Source organism: Lachnoanaerobaculum sp. OBRC5-5, assembly GCF_000296385.1.
Classification (GTDB): Bacteria; Bacillota; Clostridia; order Lachnospirales; family Lachnospiraceae; genus Lachnoanaerobaculum.
Genome location: NZ_JH815185.1, coordinates 2494598 through 2512364, shown reverse-complemented (window position 1 = coordinate 2512364; position 17767 = coordinate 2494598). Strand labels below are relative to the sequence as shown.

General features: G+C 34.3%; 13 protein-coding genes and 2 pseudogenes. 3 read left to right on the top strand and 12 right to left on the bottom strand.

Translation table 11 applies throughout. The annotated features are described in order from the left end of the window. Positions 1–113: 113 nt before the first annotated feature. From nox to HMPREF1135_RS11570, 9 genes are all read right to left on the bottom strand, one after another. A complete protein-coding gene (gene nox / locus HMPREF1135_RS11610; protein WP_007595402.1) occupies positions 114–1448 on the bottom strand; it encodes a H2O-forming NADH oxidase in 1335 nt (444 codons plus the stop codon). A gap of 125 nt (positions 1449–1573) precedes the next feature. Continuing rightward, the gene (locus HMPREF1135_RS11605; RefSeq protein ID WP_007595401.1) at positions 1574–2869 is read right to left on the bottom strand and encodes a TRAP transporter large permease; all 1296 of its coding nucleotides are present in this window, start codon (positions 2867–2869) and stop codon (positions 1574–1576) included. Further along, complete coding sequence (locus HMPREF1135_RS11600) at positions 2866–3402, bottom strand: TRAP transporter small permease (protein WP_007595399.1); 537 nt, start codon at positions 3400–3402, stop codon at positions 2866–2868. The genes HMPREF1135_RS11605 and HMPREF1135_RS11600 overlap by 4 nt, the downstream gene beginning before the upstream one ends. Positions 3403–3458: 56 nt before the next feature. Then, entirely contained in the window at positions 3459–4517 is a 1059-nt protein-coding gene (locus HMPREF1135_RS11595; RefSeq protein ID WP_007595398.1) for a TRAP transporter substrate-binding protein, read from the bottom strand. A 126-nt stretch (positions 4518–4643) separates the two neighbouring features. Beyond that, on the bottom strand, positions 4644–5366 hold the full coding sequence (locus HMPREF1135_RS11590; protein ID WP_007595397.1) for a response regulator transcription factor: 723 nt from the start codon (positions 5364–5366) through the stop codon (positions 4644–4646). A gap of 12 nt (positions 5367–5378) precedes the next feature. Beyond that, positions 5379–6842, bottom strand: coding sequence for a sensor histidine kinase (locus HMPREF1135_RS11585; RefSeq protein ID WP_007595396.1), 1464 nt, complete (start codon positions 6840–6842; stop codon positions 5379–5381). Between the two features lie 70 nt (positions 6843–6912). Beyond that, positions 6913–7602: a hypothetical protein gene (locus tag HMPREF1135_RS11580; RefSeq protein WP_007595395.1), complete on the bottom strand. Its 690-nt coding sequence runs from the start codon at positions 7600–7602 to the stop codon at positions 6913–6915. Next, positions 7574–8122, bottom strand: a complete 549-nt coding sequence (gene nrdG, locus HMPREF1135_RS11575; protein ID WP_007595393.1) for an anaerobic ribonucleoside-triphosphate reductase activating protein — start codon at positions 8120–8122, stop codon at positions 7574–7576. The genes HMPREF1135_RS11580 and nrdG overlap by 29 nt, the downstream gene beginning before the upstream one ends. Next, entirely contained in the window at positions 8122–9150 is a 1029-nt protein-coding gene (locus HMPREF1135_RS11570) for a 3-deoxy-7-phosphoheptulonate synthase (RefSeq protein ID WP_007595391.1), read from the bottom strand. The genes nrdG and HMPREF1135_RS11570 overlap by 1 nt, the downstream gene beginning before the upstream one ends. A gap of 259 nt (positions 9151–9409) precedes the next feature. Between HMPREF1135_RS11570 and tyrS the strand changes: the two genes are divergently transcribed. After that, the gene (gene tyrS, locus HMPREF1135_RS11565) at positions 9410–10636 is read left to right on the top strand and encodes a tyrosine--tRNA ligase (RefSeq protein WP_007595389.1); all 1227 of its coding nucleotides are present in this window, start codon (positions 9410–9412) and stop codon (positions 10634–10636) included. A gap of 814 nt (positions 10637–11450) precedes the next feature. Further along, positions 11451–12970: pseudogene (locus HMPREF1135_RS14475) on the top strand (IS1634 family transposase); the annotation flags it as partial. Positions 12971–14315: 1345 nt separating this feature from the next. Here the strand turns inward: HMPREF1135_RS14475 and HMPREF1135_RS11545 are convergent. Both HMPREF1135_RS11545 and HMPREF1135_RS11540 read right to left on the bottom strand, forming a co-directional pair. Beyond that, on the bottom strand, positions 14316–14843 hold the full coding sequence (locus HMPREF1135_RS11545) for a hypothetical protein (RefSeq protein ID WP_007595382.1): 528 nt from the start codon (positions 14841–14843) through the stop codon (positions 14316–14318). Further along, positions 14843–15973, bottom strand: coding sequence for an AAA family ATPase (locus HMPREF1135_RS11540; protein ID WP_007595378.1), 1131 nt, complete (start codon positions 15971–15973; stop codon positions 14843–14845). Before HMPREF1135_RS11540 ends, HMPREF1135_RS11545 begins: the two co-directional genes overlap by 1 nt. A 227-nt stretch (positions 15974–16200) precedes the next feature. Between HMPREF1135_RS11540 and HMPREF1135_RS14560 the strand changes: the two are divergent. Then, positions 16201–16446, top strand: a pseudogene (locus HMPREF1135_RS14560) (IS1634 family transposase); the annotation flags it as partial. Positions 16447–16919: 473 nt separating this feature from the next. Here the strand turns inward: HMPREF1135_RS14560 and HMPREF1135_RS11535 are convergent. Next, positions 16920–17708: a hypothetical protein gene (locus tag HMPREF1135_RS11535; protein WP_007595376.1), complete on the bottom strand. Its 789-nt coding sequence runs from the start codon at positions 17706–17708 to the stop codon at positions 16920–16922. Positions 17709–17767: the final 59 nt, after the last annotated feature.

The following is a 17767-nucleotide window of genomic DNA, read 5'->3' as shown; positions in this document are numbered from 1 at the left end:
TAAATTTTTCATTGCAAGTTAATTTTACCACAAAAATAGGACCTTTCGCATGATCGAATGGTCCTATTTCTTTTAGGTACTTATTTCACAGCCCCTTTTGGTTTACTATAATTTTATTTTGCGGATAATGCAGCCATTGTGATGTAGTTATATGGCTGATTAAAATGTGGAAGGAAGAATATATCAAGCAGTTTAAGCTTGTCTATAGTTACCTTCTCCTGTATTGCAAGCGAGAACATATGGATACCCATTGACATATCATATGTAGATGCCATCTGTGCCCCAAGTATCACTCTCGTCTTTGCATCATATACTATCTTTATATTTACCTTAGGATTTGTTGTTTCAATAAATGTTGCCTTTTGTAAGTCTTCAAATGAAGTGGAAAGCACATCCATACCGAGCTGCTTTGCCTTCTGCTCGCTAAGTCCTGTGGATACAAGTTTTAAATCATAAATTGAAATAGCATTTGATCCCTGAACACCGATAGTTTCAAGTTTCTTACCGCATGCATTATATGCGGCTATAATTCCCGAACGTACGGCATTTGTTGCAAGTGCGATATATGACTTCTCTCCTGTAGAGTTAAAAAGCACTGTTGCACAGTCGCCGATTGCATATACATCCTTCTTGCTTGTCTGCTGAGTCTCATCAACTATATATGCACCGTTTGACATTGTTTCAAGATAATCTTTTCCAAGCTCGGTATTAGGTCTGAATCCTATAGCAAGAATAACCATATCACACTGATATTCATTCTTATCTGTTACTATAGCCTCTACCTTGCCGTTACCCTTAATCTCCTTTACAGTCTCACCGAAAGCAAGCTTGATACCGTGATCTGAGAGGTTCTTGTCCATAAGTGCACTGAACTCCGGATCATAGTAACTTGAAAGTGAGGTCTTTGCTATATCAACAACTATTACCTTCTTATTATGTCTCTCAAACGCCTCTGCAAGCTCTACTCCGATATATCCCGCACCGACTACCGCAATTGTCTTGATATCAGGATTTTCAAGCTTCTTAATTACTTCTTCGGCATTTTGGAAAAGCTTTACAAGCTGAACATTCTCCAAATCTTTGCCCGGTATCTGTGGTACTATAGGAAGTGAACCTGTAGCCAGTATCAATTTGTCATAGCTTTCTTCTACCTTCTGACCGTTCTCCAAAGTTGCATATACAAACTTTTTATCAAAGTCTATTCTCTCAACCTTGCTGTTCATATTTACTTTTGCGCCCTGTGACTCAAGCTTTTCCTTGTTTGAATAGAAAAGTCCGTCAGGCTTTGATATCTGACCGCCTATCCAAAGTGCCATACCACATCCCAGGAAGCTGATATTTGAGTTCTGATCGAATACTACTACCTCATCTCCCTCATTGAATCCTGTGATTGTATTGATTGCACAAGTACCTGCATGATTTGCTCCAACAACTACTACCTTGCTCATATTTTCCTCCAAAATATATTTTAATATTTATTGTCATCTCTTTAACAAATTGTACTATGTTTTATAACTTTTAACAAGCATTTTCGGGCTTGTACAGTTAAATTTTTTAAAATATATTTTGTTATTTATAAGCTTCCCAAAAGCATTGGAAGTCCAAGGCTTATAACAGGTATAAATGTTATAAGTAAAAGTGTGATTATCATACAAAGATAGAATGGCAATGTTGCCTTTACTACCTTTTCCATAGGCAATTTTGCTACGGCCGAACCGATAAAGAGTACTCCTCCAACCGGTGGTGTAAGAAGTCCTATACCGCAGTTTAAGATAACCATTACACCGAACTGTATCGGTCCTATTCCTATAGAGTTTGCTATCGGAAGAAGTATAGGTGTGGCAATAAGTATGATAGGTGCCATATCCATGATACATCCGAGTATAAGCAAAATAAGGTTAAGAAGTAATGCAAGTATTATAGGGTTGTTTGTAAACCCTGTGATTGCACTTGCAGCCATATCCGGAACATGAAGTGTTGTAAGGCAATATCCGAAGATACTTGATGTTGAAATAAGGATAAGTACAATTGACAATGTATTTACACATTCATCAAGAGTCTTCCATACACCCTTCCAGTCAAGACCTTTATATATGAATACGCTGACAATAAGGCTGTAGATAACCGCAATAGCTGCCGACTCTGTAGCTGTGAACACACCGCCTACTACACCTACAACTACTATAAGCACTGCCGCCAATGCCCAGAATGATACGCTGAGCTGCTTTAAAAGCACCTTCATTGAGAACTTCTCACCCTTCGGATAATTCTTTCTCACAGAAATTATGTATGAACCGATCATAAGTGATACTGCAAGCAATGCTCCCGGAATATATCCTGCAAGGAATAAGCTTCCTACCGATACACCGCCCGCTGTGGTAGCATATATAACCATGTTATGTGAAGGAGGTACCAAAAGTCCCTCGCATGATGATGTAATTGTAACCGCTGTAGAAAAATCCGCATCATATCCCTGATCCACCATCATAGGTATAAGGATTGAACCGAGTGATGCCGTATCTGCTGCCGCAGAACCTGAAATTCCTCCAAAGAAGTATGAAGCCACGATATTAACCATCGCCATACCTCCACGCATCCAGCCTACACAGGCATTTGCCAGTGCAATAAGTTTCTCCGATATACCGCCGCTTCCCATAAGGCAACCCATTGTTATAAAGAACGGTACCGCCATAAGTGAGAATGATGAAATACCCTTAACCATCTGCTGACATATTGTTGAAAGCGGTTGTCCCTGTGCCAAAAGGCAGAGCAAAGATGAAAGTGCTACCGCATATGCAATCGGGAAACGCAAAAATATCATTACAAAAAAGCTTATAAGTAATATAGTAATTGCTACTCCTGTACTCATGCCTGCACCTCCTTAGGATCTTCTTTTAAGCAAATAGCCTTTATATGGTTATAAAGTGCCTCAAGCTCAAATATTAACATTGCAACACCTGCTAAAGGTATCGGGAAGTACTGCCAGAATTTTGAAAGTCCCGGCATACTTACATAAGTACCCTTTGCACCAATCTTCATAGCATATTTCCAGCCTACCACTATCATTACCACTGCAAGTATCAAAACCGCAACATCTGAAAGCACATCCAAAAATCTTACAACACTCTTAGGCAGATACGGATCAAAGGCCGTCATTCTGATATGTGCGCCTCTTCTTATTGCAAGTGCGGCTGAAAGCACTGCCATATATGCCATAAATGTAAGAACTATCTCCTCACTCCATGCAGGATCCGGTATAAATGATATATATCTTCCGGCAACCGCCATTGTTGTGATGGCAATATCTCCTATCAATAAAAGTTTACAAATAAGCAAAACAAATTTGTATGTAGCATCATATGCCGGCTTTATTTTATCTACCGCCTTAAAAAAATCTGACATAATTACCTCTTATTCTATCAACAAACCTCTTGGAGAAGTCTCCAAGAGGCATAATATTATTTATCCAAGTCAACTATCTGCTGATATAATTCTTTCTGATCAGTTGTGTTCTTTTCGATAACATTCTTTGTAGCTTCTTTCCAAGGTGTTTTGTCTGTTACTTCAACAACATTTACACCTGATGACTTAAGCTCCTCTAAAACTTTGTCCTCCGCCTTTTGAGCGATTTCTCTGTTTACCTCACCTACATACTTTCCTGCTTCAACAAGGATATCCTGCTGCTCAGGTGTAAGCTTATTCCAAGCGTCATCTGTGATTACTACCTGGAATGCTCCAAGTGTATGACCGTCAAGGATGATATTAGGTGCCACCTCAGGGAAAGCGTTTGACTTATAGTTTGTTATAGGCTGCTCCGCACCGTCTACAACACCTGTCTGAAGTGCTGAATAAAGCTCATTAAATGCAACTACTGTAGGAGATGCACCGAGACCCTCAACCATTCCGTTCATTACAGGGTCATTTGAAACTCTCATCTTCATTCCCTTTAAATCCTCAACTGAATTTACAGGATTCTTTGTAAAGAAATGTCTGAAACCTTCCTCTCCATAGTACAAGCTCTTGATACCAAGGTTAAGATCTGATGTTTCCTCTAAGAACTCCTTTGACAGATCACTGTCTACAAACTTCCAGAAATGCTCTCTTGAGTTAAATGTGTACGGTAATGAAAGAAGTGAAGCCTTCTTTGCACCATAGCTTGTAAGAGCGAAAGCTGAAATTCTTGACATATCTACTGTACCTGTTCCACCAAGCATTCCGTCAAGTACATCGTTCTCTGAACCGAGTACACCGCTTGCCTGAACATCGATATGAATCTTTCCGCCTGAAAGCTCTTCCACCTTCTCCTTGAATGCCGTACCGCTCTGTCCTACGATTGTATCAAGCGGGTTTACCTCCGCATAAACCAAGGTTACCTCTGCACCCTCGCTACCGCCGTCTGCCTTTGCAGCAGTTGTTTCGTTGCTGTTTGCTGCAGTTGTTGTTGTCTCAGGACTCTTAAGTCCGCAAGCTGATAATGCTAATGTAGCGATTGCTAATGCAAAAAATCTCTTTTTCATTGTTCCTCCAAAAAATAAATACTTAAGACTAAAAAGTCTTACATCTCTTTTATATATTCTATATTTAAGAAAAACTTATGTGAATGGTAATATTTTAATATAATCAGTAAATTTTTAATCTTTAAATTAAATGTTACCCCTGTACTCTGAAGGACTCATTCCTACAGCTCTTTTAAAAACCTTTGTAAAGTAGTTTGAATCCGTATACCCCACACTTGCACCGACTTCTTTTATATTAAAGCTGACATCCTTTAAAAGTACCTTTGCCTTTTCTATTCTCAGATTGGTCAGATAATTTATAAAGGTATCATCAAAGAGCTGCTTAAATATCTTTGAAAAATAAACATCAGAATAACCAAGTATACCTGCCACATCACCGGCACTTATATCTCTTTTATAATTTTCCTTTATATATTTTTTTATAATGCTTTTTTGTGAATCCTGAAGATTTTCACTTTTACCGTCATCAAAACTTATTTCTTTTATACTTGATATGGCTTCAGTGATAAGTCCTGTAAGCTTTTCCTCCTTCCACGGCTTCAAAAGATAGTCAAATGCCTTTATATGCATAGCCTCTATGGCGTATTCAAATCTGTCATATGCCGTTATAAATATGATAACACAATCAGGATTCTTCTCTCTTATAAGCTTTGCCAACTCTATTCCGTTCATACCCGGCATTTCAATATCCAAAAGTGCAATATTTATATCTGTATTTTCAACTATACCTGCCGCCTGCTTTCCGTTACTTGCCATGAAAATATCAAGCTCATTTAAAAAAAACTTCTTAATTGTTTTTTCAAGTACCTTAAGCTCAAGGTTTTCATCATCAGCTATCAGTAAATTCACATTTTCTCCTTCCTAAACGGTTTGCGGTATCAGAAAATATACCACTGTCATCTTTCCTTCTTTGGAGTATATTCTCAAATCACCTGTTTTATATATATTCTTTATACGCTTATAGATATTTCCGAAACCTATTCCGAGTTTTGCGGTAGGCCTCTCTCTCATAAAATCTTTCAGCTGATTAAGCCTTTCAGTACTCATTCCGACACCTGTGTCCGCAACAATAATGTGAAGCATATTTTCTCTTTCCCATACTCTTATGACTACCTTACCGCCCTCTTCCTTTTTGGAAATCCCATGTACTATCGCATTTTCCACTATAGGCTGAAGTGAAAATGACGGAATATACACCTTATCATTTTCAACTTTTGAAACTATATCGTATGAAACACGGTCACCGAAGCGCATCTTTTGTATATACATATAATCATTTACAATACTCAGTTCCCTCTCAAGACTCACCTGCTTTTCATCGGTCTTTAAGCTGTATCTGAATATATTTCCAAGTGCCCTTATCATATCCTCGGTATCCTTGGCATCTTCCAGATTGGCCGAAGCCGCTATGATATTTAAGGTATTAAATAAAAAATGCGGATTGATCTGATTTTTAAGCAGGTCAAATCTTGCCTCATTGAGCCTTTTTTCCATGTTCATCTTTTCCATGGCCTCTTTGTGCAAAAGTTCCGAAAGCTCATACCTTTCCTCCAAACTTGAAATATATACCGAGGTGGCATGCTTCATCTTGTTAAAGGCATTTGTCAAATCTCCCATCTCATCCTTATTGCGTATTATGATATCCTTATCTGAAAAATCATTTTTGGCAATATTTTTTGATATCTCAACCATCCTGTTTATCGGTGAGATTATAAGAGCCTGTAGCTTGAATGCCATATAAATTATCAATACTATGATAGGTATCAGTATTATCCCCAGTACAAGAGGCATTTTCTTAAAGAATTCGGATCTCTTTTGATATATGGCATTTTTCTCACTGAGAGTAACATCCATCAGTCTTTCCCCATAGCTTATCAGATAATCCTGCATTTCATACACATTATATACTTTTTCTATAAAGTCCTTGGCTTCATATTTATCATCCAGTATTTCCTGTCTTTTGGCCGCATATACCGGATAGCTGTTTTTTATACTCCATATTTTGGCATATCTTTCATTATCCATATGCATTATATCAAGTTTCAACTTGTCAACTATTTCATCCGTTCTTTTGCAACTTGCCAACAATTCATCTATATTGTCCCTGTTTCTTATAAAGATGCTAAAGTCCGCCTTTTCTTTTGTCATCGCATCCTGCAACTCATAACAAAGCGATATCTCATTTATTATCTCACCGAAACCTGAAGAGGTATATTCCACAACAAAAAAATCAAAACATAAATTCACTATCAACGCAGAAACTACGGCAATAATGAAGATACCGATTTTTACTTTTATTGATTGATTTAAAACTTTTTTTCTCATAAATGCCATCCTAAAAATGTATAATAAAAGGATACTACAAAAAATTTTTTTCTTCCATAGTATCCCTCATTTATATATTATGTATTTCCAGTATATTTGATAATAAAAATCCCAAAAATGTTTTCTTTTGATATCTTATAAAATCACTGTAGGCAAGCTTATACCCTCTACCCCATGATGATATATAAAAAAAGTCTTCTCCGTTTTCTTTTTTACAGTCATAAATCAGCACATAATGTGCATATATCTTTGCTGTATTGCCGGTTTGAATATCTGTAACCTCTATTCCCTTTTCCTTTTTTAGAAAAGATAAAAGATCCGGTCCTACTCCGAGTATTACAGGCATCCCTGTATGCAGACTTTTATTTACCTTTGAAAGTATATTGTATCCCAATCCCCATCTTGCTTTCAAAGAAAGTTTATTTTCTCTGAAATAAGAATTTATTCCTCTTGCAAGGGCAAATCCTGTCAGTCCCTTTATAAGAGGTGTATCAAGTATATTTAAATACTTCCTGTAGACCATAAGTACAAAGGCTGTAAATGTATTTTTGCTTACTGTATTTTTGCTCTTATATACAGACTTCCAAAAGCACATCAAAAAATTGCATATGGCAATTATTCCGCAACCGTATTCTTCTATATCTTTATAGCCAAGGTTTAGAAACCAGCCTTGATTTCCGCCTGTATAAGATTTTTTATCATCTGTTATAAGAAGATCGTTTTCAAGCGATCTACATGCTGTGGTCGGCAAATGTGGCATCTCCCTCCCAAAGTACTGTCTTTCCTTCTTTAGCACTTTGTTTCACATCTATAATTCTCTGATTTGAACTTCCCCTAAATCTCAATGTAATATCATAGAGTTCCTGTACAAACTCACCGTCCACCATCACATCACAAAGCGATAGGATTTTCGATGTTTCATCAAAATAGGCTCTTCCGCCCGGAACAAGGTCCACATCATAGGTGTACCCTGAATATATCCAAAGGTTTTTATCAGGATATCTTTTTTTAAACTCCTCTATAAGCGGCAGTATTCCCTTTTGATTTGCCTTTTCCATAGGTTCTCCGCCAAGTATGGTAATTCCCGATATATACTCGGGCTCTACAGATTTTAATATATCCTCTATAGTTTCATCTGTAAATTCTTCACCGTATTTAAAATCCCATGCCGTCTCGTTAAAGCAACCTTTGCACGCATGTGTACAACCTGATACAAACAGAGAAGTCCTTACTCCCGGACCGTTTGCTATATCATCATATTTTATATTTGCATAATTCATTATAACATTTCAGCCATTTCCAAAAGGAGCTTCTTTGAATCTTCAAATCCTAAGCATGGATCTGTAATAGATTTTCCGTATATATGCTCCTCAATTTTCTGGTTTCCTTCTTCTATATAGCTCTCAATCATTACACCCTTTACAAAATTTCCTATCTCCTGTGAATATCTCATAGAGTGTAACACCTCTTTTACTATACGAACCTGCTCTTTATACTTCTTATTTGAATTTGAATGATTTGCATCCACAATAACGGCAGGATTTTTAATATCTCTTTCCATATAGAGATCCAAAAGAAGTCTAAGATCCTCATAGTGATAGTTCGGCAGGCACTGGCCGTGCTTATTTACCGCACCTCTGAGTATTGCATGTGATAAAGGATTTCCGTCAGTCTTTATCTCAAAGTTTCTATAGATAAACTCATGTGACTGCTGTGCGGCATATATCGCATTGAGCATTACGGACATATCACCGCTTGTAGGATTTTTCATACCTACAGGTACATCAACTCCTGACGATGTAAGTCTGTGCTGCTGATTTTCCACAGACCTCGCACCGACTGCAATATAACTCATTAAATCATCCAGGTATCCGAGATTGTCAGGGTAGAGCATCTCATCTGCTGTAAATAACCCCGTTTCTTCTATAACTCTAAGATGCATCTTTCTGATTGCGATAATTCCCTCATGTACATTGGGCTTTTTCTCAGGATTCGGCTGATGCAAAAGCCCCTTATATCCGTCTCCGTTGGTTCTGGGTTTATTTGTATAGACTCTTGGAATAACTATTATTTTATCCTTGACTTCCTTCGCCACTTTTACAAGTCTGCTTGCGTAATCAAGCACGGAATCCTCATTATCTGCAGAACAAGGACCTATTACAGCCAAAAACTTTTTGCTGTTTCCTGTGATTACATCAGCTATTTCTTTATCAAATTCTTTTTTCTTTGCCACAAGTTCTTTACTTAAAGGATACTTTTCTATGATTTCTTCCGGACTCGGAAGATTTCTAATATATTTTATTCCCATAGTTGCCTCTTTCATTATATATGTTTCAAACTTAAATTATGTGAAACTTTACTTAATGTATTTATAGTCATACGGCATTTTTGTCCGTAATATTTTAACAGTATAAATTAATCGTAAAAAATTATCAAGTCTTTATTGCTTTAAAGTTCTGAACTTTAAATATTCAAAGTTCAAGCTTGATTCTTTTTAATTACTTTGTTATACTTCTTTTTATGAATTTTTATCAGCCGAAGCTGCAATAAATAAAGGATGGATATGTATGAATTGTTATGATGAATTAAAGGCAAGAGGACTTATTGCCCAGGTTACAAATGAAGAAGAAATCAGCAAAATGATAAATAACGGAGAAGCCACATTCTATATCGGTTTCGACCCTACAGCAGACAGCTTACATGTAGGTCATTTTATGGCGCTTTGCCTTATGAAGAGACTACAGATGGCAGGCAACAAGCCTATCGCTTTGGTAGGTGGAGGTACCGGTATGATTGGGGATCCTTCAGGAAGAAGTGACCTTAGAAAGGTGCTTACTATAGAAGATATCGATCACAACTGTGAATGTTTCAAAAAGCAGATGAGTCGCTTTATTGAATTCGGTGAGGATAAAGCCAGAATGGTAAACAATGCCGATTGGCTTAGAGATCTCAACTATATGGAATTTATCCGTGATATAGGTCCGCATTTTTCAGTCAACAATATGCTCAGAGCAAAATGTTATGAAAACCGTATGGCAAACGGACTCTCATTCCTTGAGTTTAACTATATGATACTTCAAAGTTTTGACTTCTATAAGCTTTTCCTTGACTACGGCTGCAATATGCAGTTCGGTGGTGACGATCAGTGGTCAAATATGCTTGGCGGTACCGAGCTTATCAGAAGAAAGCTTGGAAAAGATGCACATGCTATGACTATTACTCTTTTACTGAACTCTGAGGGTAAAAAGATGGGTAAGACTGTAGGTGGTGCAGTTTGGCTTGATCCAAATAAAACAACTCCTTTTGAGTTCTATCAGTACTGGAGAAATCTTCCTGATGCTGACGTTCTCACATGCCTTAGGATGCTTACCTTCCTTCCTCTTGAGCAGATAGAGGAAATGTCCAAATGGGAAGGTGCCAAACTTAATGAAGCTAAGGAAATCCTTGCAATGCATCTTACAGAGCTTGTACATGGCAAGGAAGAGGCCGATAAGGCAAATGCAGCAAGCAAGTCTCTATTTGTAGGCGGTGGCGATATGAGCAATGTTCCTACATATGTTCTGCAGGATGAGGATTACAGAGACGGTACTATAGATCTTTCAGGTGTGCTTGTAGTAAGCGGACTTTCAAAGACCAGATCCGAAGCCAGAAGAAATATCGAACAGGGCGGTGTTTACATAGAAGGTGAAGTTATAAATGATGTAAAGAAAACTTTTACAAAAGAAGATTTTGCAGGCGAAGGACTTCTTGTTAAGAGAGGAAAGAAAAACTTCTGCAAGGTTAAATCAGAATAAAATTTTTTAAGGGGCTGTCGGGAAGTAAAATTACTTATTTCCCGACAGCCCCTTATATATAAAACATTGATATATCACTGTACAAAAATAATGTTTCAAAAAATCATCTTAAATGATCATTTGCTTCATATATATAAACAAATATATATAGAGCAAGTGTAAGAAAAAAACTTAATATTTCCAAAAATAAACTATCAACAATTATTCCTATTATACATACTGCCATTGAAGCAGCTATTCCAAAAAAGTAGATAGATAGTAGTTTAGAAATCTTATTATAATTATAATATCCTGCTTTCATATTTGCCAAGGCTCTGGATATATTATTATCTTTGCAAAATAAAAAATATAAGCCTAATACAATTGAAATTATTAAAATTATTATACATTTAAACATTTATGACCAACCCACAACATTCCAAACACTATAAGAAAACATTTTTACAATATACTTTTTAAGGTAGTTATAGACTGTCGCCGTTCTTATACCGCATAGGATTAATCTTCTTCATATATTATCCTTCCCAAGACTGATGAAAAAACAGTTAAAACTAAAAAATATATTTTCTAATAGTTTTTTCAAACTATAGAATACAATTATATACTTTGAATCTTTGTATTGTCCATTATTTCACAATTATTTACATCTTCTATACAAAGGACTTTCTATTTCGTTCTTAAATATTTATATTATAACTATATACATGAATGTTTTTTATGTCAATCTAATTCCATTTTTTTAAATTTGTTTAAACCTCATCTTCCCGGGTCTTTGACAGTTTGTTTGCCTAAATAGGCATAAAAAAAGTCCTGGCATGAACCCACTAGAGATGATGTTATGAAATGGGCTCGTGCTGAAGCAAAACTTGAAACACAGAAGTACAAAAAAGATAAAATAGTAAATATTTCTTTTAACTCAAGCAAAAGACTACAGCCACAGCAACAGGTCTTCTATCGTGTAGGTTACCTGTTTTTGCAGTACTTTTATTATAAACTTGGCTTACATAAAGTTTGCAGAAAGATAAGGGATAAGTATAGCTTCAAGTTTGATATCAACTCTATATTATCCGATTTGATTTACTCAAGAATACTCGAACCTTCCGGTAAACGCTCAAGTTACTCTTGTTCTATGGGATTTTTAGAGCCACCATCTTACCAATTACATGATGTATATCGCTCTTTAAATGTACTCGGTAAAGAATGTGACCTTATACAATCTGAAACTTATAGAAATAGTCATTTAGCAGGTAAGCGCAATGATAAACTTCTTTTTTATGATTGTACTAACTATTATTTTGAGATTGAGGATGAAGATGGCATTAAGAGATATGGCAAAAGCAAAGAACATAGACCAAACCCTATAATACAAATAAACAAACCTCTATTAAACCACTTGAAGAAAAAATTTTAAAAGAGTTTGATTGTCAAAAGTTTATTTACTGTAGTGATACCGGACTTGGTTTGGAAAAAATAAGAAAGCACAATCATATGGGTGAAAGAGCTTTTGTAGTTACCCAATCAATAAAAACGCTTAATGCACAGGATAGGCAATGGGCTTTAGATACTAAGGGATTTAAAAGTTTGTACGATGATAAAGTGGTAGATCCGGCTGAAATCTCAAAGGATGATGAGACTATATATTACAAAAATACTCCTTATACACCGAAAGATTTGCCTCAAAGACTTATCATCACATATTCACCAAAATATGCTAAATACCAGAAGTCTATTAGAGAAAAACAAGTTGAAAGAGCTAAGTTAATGCTTGAAAGAGGCAGTATCAAAAAAGAAAGAAGAAATCCTAATGATCCGGCCAGGTTTCTTGGTAGTATTGCGGTAACTGATGATGGTGAAACAGCAAATGTATATAACTATCTTAATACAGAAAAAATAGATGAGGAAGCCAAGTATGATGGTATGTATGCCGTCTCAACAGACCTACTTGACGATAATGTAAGTGAAATACTAAGTATAAGTGAAAAGCGTTGGCAAATAGAAGAATGCTTTAGAATTATGAAAACCGAGTTTGAAGCAAGACCGGTATTTTTACAAAGAACTGATAGAATTACGTTTCACTTCTTAACCTGCTTTTTAGCCTTGATTATTTACAGATATCTTGAAAAATTTTTAGAACACAAGTATACATGCGAAGAGATTCTAAAGACCTTAAAAGATTTTAATTTTGCATATATAAAAGAGCAAGGTTTCATACCTCTATATAAACGAACAGAGCTCACAGATAAACTGCATGAGATTTGTCATTTTAATACAGATTTTGAATTTATAACCAAAAGTCAAATGAGGACAATACAAAAACAAAGTAAAGGAAAATAAAATACTATTTTTTAAGTTTCAAAACGAAATAAAAATGCCCTGAAAGCCGGTAAAACACTGGGTTTCATGGGCATTTTAAGTTTTGAAACTGTCAAAGACAGGAATTTATTTAAAACCATTATAGATTGAGTAGAATGTGAAATCAAATAATTTCCTTGACCTTTCACACCACGATGTGTACCTTTAGGTACACATCGGCTCTTTAGCTTTCATATAATTGTAGGTAATATCCGGCTAAAGATATATATCCAAGCTCGACTATTCGCTTCTTGTCTAATACCATATTGAGTATTAGCACAGAATGCCATATTACTTTTCGGTGTTTTACTATCTCAAATATATCCCCTTCGGATAAATAAATTCAAGTTCCACAGTTTCTTTATTTCTATTTATACTCTCTTCAATTGTTTCCAATAAAATTCTTTAATATAGTATCTCATTTATTCATCTGTTTCTTATAACCGTTGTTTCATATCTTCCAACTTAAAGTGATTTACCTTACCTATCCCTTTATATACTTTTGTAATTTCAAAATACTATTTTCATTGTTTCATCCATTATAACTATTCTTTACCTCCAGAAGTTTCTTCTTCACCTTTTCCAATGATTTTGTATGTTCTAGGAATCAAAGTCCTCTATAGTTGTAAAAAAGTATGTATCAGATACTCAGTCTTGCTGATTATAAAATAGATCTAATGGAAAACTTCATCAATGAAAACATATTTTTATTTTACTTCTCTTAACAGTCATATAAAAATTGTAAATGCTAATAAACTTCAACTACATGAATTAGTAATTTACATGGATATTATATTTCTATTTTGAAAAGTACAGAAAATCATTTTTTGATTTCATTGTAATTAATTCGGTTGATAGAGTTTCTATCGATAAACTTTACCAACTGAATTTTTTGCATCTGAGTTATAAACAGAATTCCTCTATATTCTTCATACAAGAATCAATGTGACCATTATTTATGGATAGTTTTGCAGAATACGTCTTTGAAAACGATTCATTACAAAGAGTTATCTACATAGCTAAATGACAAATGTTATTTTCCGTCAAATTAACATAAATCCAATATTTCTGCCATAATCATCTCATGAAACGAGATGTAAACATGCATCATATGTCTGGTAAGATCAAACAGCTCTTAACCTTATAAGAAACATTATGTAAGGAATACGAAAATGAAAAAATGTACTTTTTGAAACAATCCAAATCTTTACACCGCTGTCAAGGAAATCTTTAATAGATAATAAGGAGCCTACTCGCCTTATTAGACTCCATAAGTTTAACGGATTAAGATCTATAAGGCAAGCCTACCCATGTACAGTAACTGATTTTATTGAAAATTTTTATTTTCTAATTTACTTAGTTCACATTTAAATCCTGAAAATACTCCAACCGGTTCTGTTCTCCACAATTTTTTAAAATTAAAGTCTTTATCTTTAAGTATACAACGGATTCTCTGGTTTGTAGCTTTATTAAAATCCGTTTTAAATTCTTTTTTTGATTTACTTTTTAACAAGTCCTTAATATTATTTATATTGCAACTTCTAACCAGTTCATCTTCTATATTATGTACCTGAGGAATAAGTATAACATCCTTTATCTTTTTACTTTTTACCAGACGTTTTAGGTATTCTATATTAGCTTCTAAAGTTTTTGTATTATTTGTATCTGTATCAAAAACTAAAATAATAACATGGTTTTCCTTAAAATTCCTTATACGAGTATTTTTAATTGATTTTTCAACCACATTAAAAACTTCAACTTTACCGGCTTTAATATATTTATACTCTTTACTTAAAACTTCCACCAATTTTTTTTCATTTTCTCCCTCAACATAGTACTGGTATATAAAGTCCATCAGTCAATATCCTCCAAGTCATACAATAATTCCAATCTTGGAGCTGCTGTGAAAACATCATTTTCCAATGCATTTCTTACAGAGTCTGTAGTTTTTTTTAATTTGCTTGATGCAGACTCACATGCAATAGAGATATTTCCTCCATTATTAGCTTTTTTCATAAACCAAAACGCATGCTTAGGCAAATTCATGTCTACAATATCTAAGTTATGGGTTGTAAAAAACAGCTGTTCCCCCTCTTTTAGCTTAGATATCATTACAGATAGCATGACTCTTTCTATATCGCTATGTATATATGAAAACATTTCATCACAATAATAGAATCCGTTTTTATGTTCTATTATTGATGTCAACAAATCGGCTATATATATTCCGGCTTTAGTACCGCTTGAAAGGATATTATTCGGATCCAGCAATTCACCCTCTTGTATAATAAGCTTTTTATTATCCATAACTATAGCATAAGTATTGTCAATATCCTTTACTCTTATAACATCCACAATGGAATTATCTAATGTCGTAAGTGTGTTTTTTAAGATCTTTAAATACCTAGCATTTTCCAAGTCACCGATTTTTATATTGCTGCTAATGCTAAAAGGATATATAAAATACCAGCCAAATCCAACAGCCTTTGAAAACTTCTCCAAGCCCCCAAGACCATTTAATTCCTTAACTTCCTTACCTAAGTCAATCTTTTTGGCACATCTTTCATAGCTGTCTTCTTTTTTAATTTTTACCCATTTAATAGATATTTTACATCTATCAATTGAATACTCTTCATCTCCTTTAGGAGGAATATTAACCTCCACTCTACATAAATGAGTTTTATCCGGTATGAAATCAATTAAAAAATAACTTTCCTTTTCAACATCAGCTATACTGTCTGTTATATTTACAAGTTCTTTCCTTCTTATAAAACTAAATATAGTTTTAAACATTTTCCCCAAAGAAGTCTTTCCGCTTGCATTTGTACCAATCAATATATTTACTTTTCTATATCTGAAATTGGGAAAATCCGGAAGAAATTCATTTTCTATTGTACTGTTTAATATCTTTTTAGGATATGAAAAATTTATGTGAAAGTCTTTAAATGCACATAAATTGTTTAATTTTACATTCATAATTATCATAGGCTTCCCCTTTTATTACTTCTTGTTAATAGAACTAATATATTAAATTATAGCATATTTATATTAATTTTCAATTATTTAATAAATATCATTTATAACCCTAGATTATTCACAGCAAAGCCATATAATTACTATATTTTAACTGTACATTGTTTTTCACCTATCAAGTGAATACAAAAGATTATCCATTTTTTATAAAATTAAGGTGCGGGTCTTCAACAGATACTTTTAGCAACCTTTTTTTCATATACCAATATATTCTTCGTACTATGGATATTCTTTATAGGAACTATTACGAGTATATCTCTTACCTATACGAACAAAGTGGAAATATTATAAAAAGAGATCAATCAGTCTGTTACTTTGACTGTGCTAATTATTATTTTGAAACAGAAACTTAAGATGTATTTGAAAGTGAACAAACGTTTGCCATTTCTCTTGAAAAGGAGATAACGCAAATGTTCAAAGGCAAATAGAAACATTACAAAATATAAAAGTATACAATGTACAAGATATGCACTATATGTCAACATATAAAGGTTGACATGCACTTAACGCATTAAATACCATTTACGACCTGAAATCGGACATAAAGTATTATCAACCCAAAGAATTGCATTAAAAAATAAATCAAATTTTTGTAAAATATTTTGTGCTTAAAGGAAATGTACATACAACATTTCTAGTAATAAAAAATGTCAAAAGCACTTATCTTACAAAGGCTTTCGGCATTTTTATTTTCTTAAGCTGTTGAATATATGATTTACATTTTATAATACTAAGTATAAAGTGGAAGTATAGGGCTGTCAGAAATAATCAAATTAAGTCCCTACAATATAAAATGGAAGTATCTGAGAAACCACATTTTTGCCTTTCCCCAAATACTTCCTTTTTTCTATATTTTTTAATCGATATGTTAAATTGACAAATATAAAATTAAGTTTGACTATTTTAAACCTCTAAAATACTCTGTCTTAATATTCTTTTTATCAATTCCATTTTCGGTAAGGAATATCTTCATAGCCTCGACATCATCTTTTTGTCCTGATAAAAGATACATGGCTGTATTTCCATATTTATCTATTGACTTCTTTAATTGTTCTTTGCTTTTAGAAATACTATCTGCATTTTCATAAGTCAAATTTGTATATGACTTTGTAAGTTCTGATATTTCCCCATCAAAGGCAGTCACTCCTTTATTTAGATGACTTAGACTAATTTCATATTTCCCAACCCTTTCTCTGATAATCGGTCTTATTGCTGCAATACCCACATCAGATGCAAAACAGACAAGCACTTCTTTGTCGTATGGAAGTGGTAATCCGGCTCCCACCCAGTTCATCTTAACCTTACTGCCTGTCGGTAAGGATGTGAAGTTTTTCTTATATGTACTGCCACTATTATGTGTTAAAATAAGTATCTCATTCTCATCGGGATTTGAGGCAATGGTCAACCAACGGCTTTTTTCTTTACCATCATATGTGGCTCCTGATACTGCATCACGAGTATTTTGTCCACTCTGTGTTAAGCTGATATTTGCATAAGAGCCGGCTTTCCATGTCATAGATTCAGGTTTTGTCATATGAATAAGATAAATATCTCCACCTAAACTTTCAACAGATTTGACCTCTAAAGTTTGACTACGCCCGAGATAGGCAATTAGCCCCCAGCTAATGAGGCTTATAGCTACAATAAAAGATATAATAATTACTAACATTTTTTTACCTCTTTTCATCTTTACTCCTTATTTATTAATGGGAAAAGTTTTTGAATGAATAAATAATATATTCATTC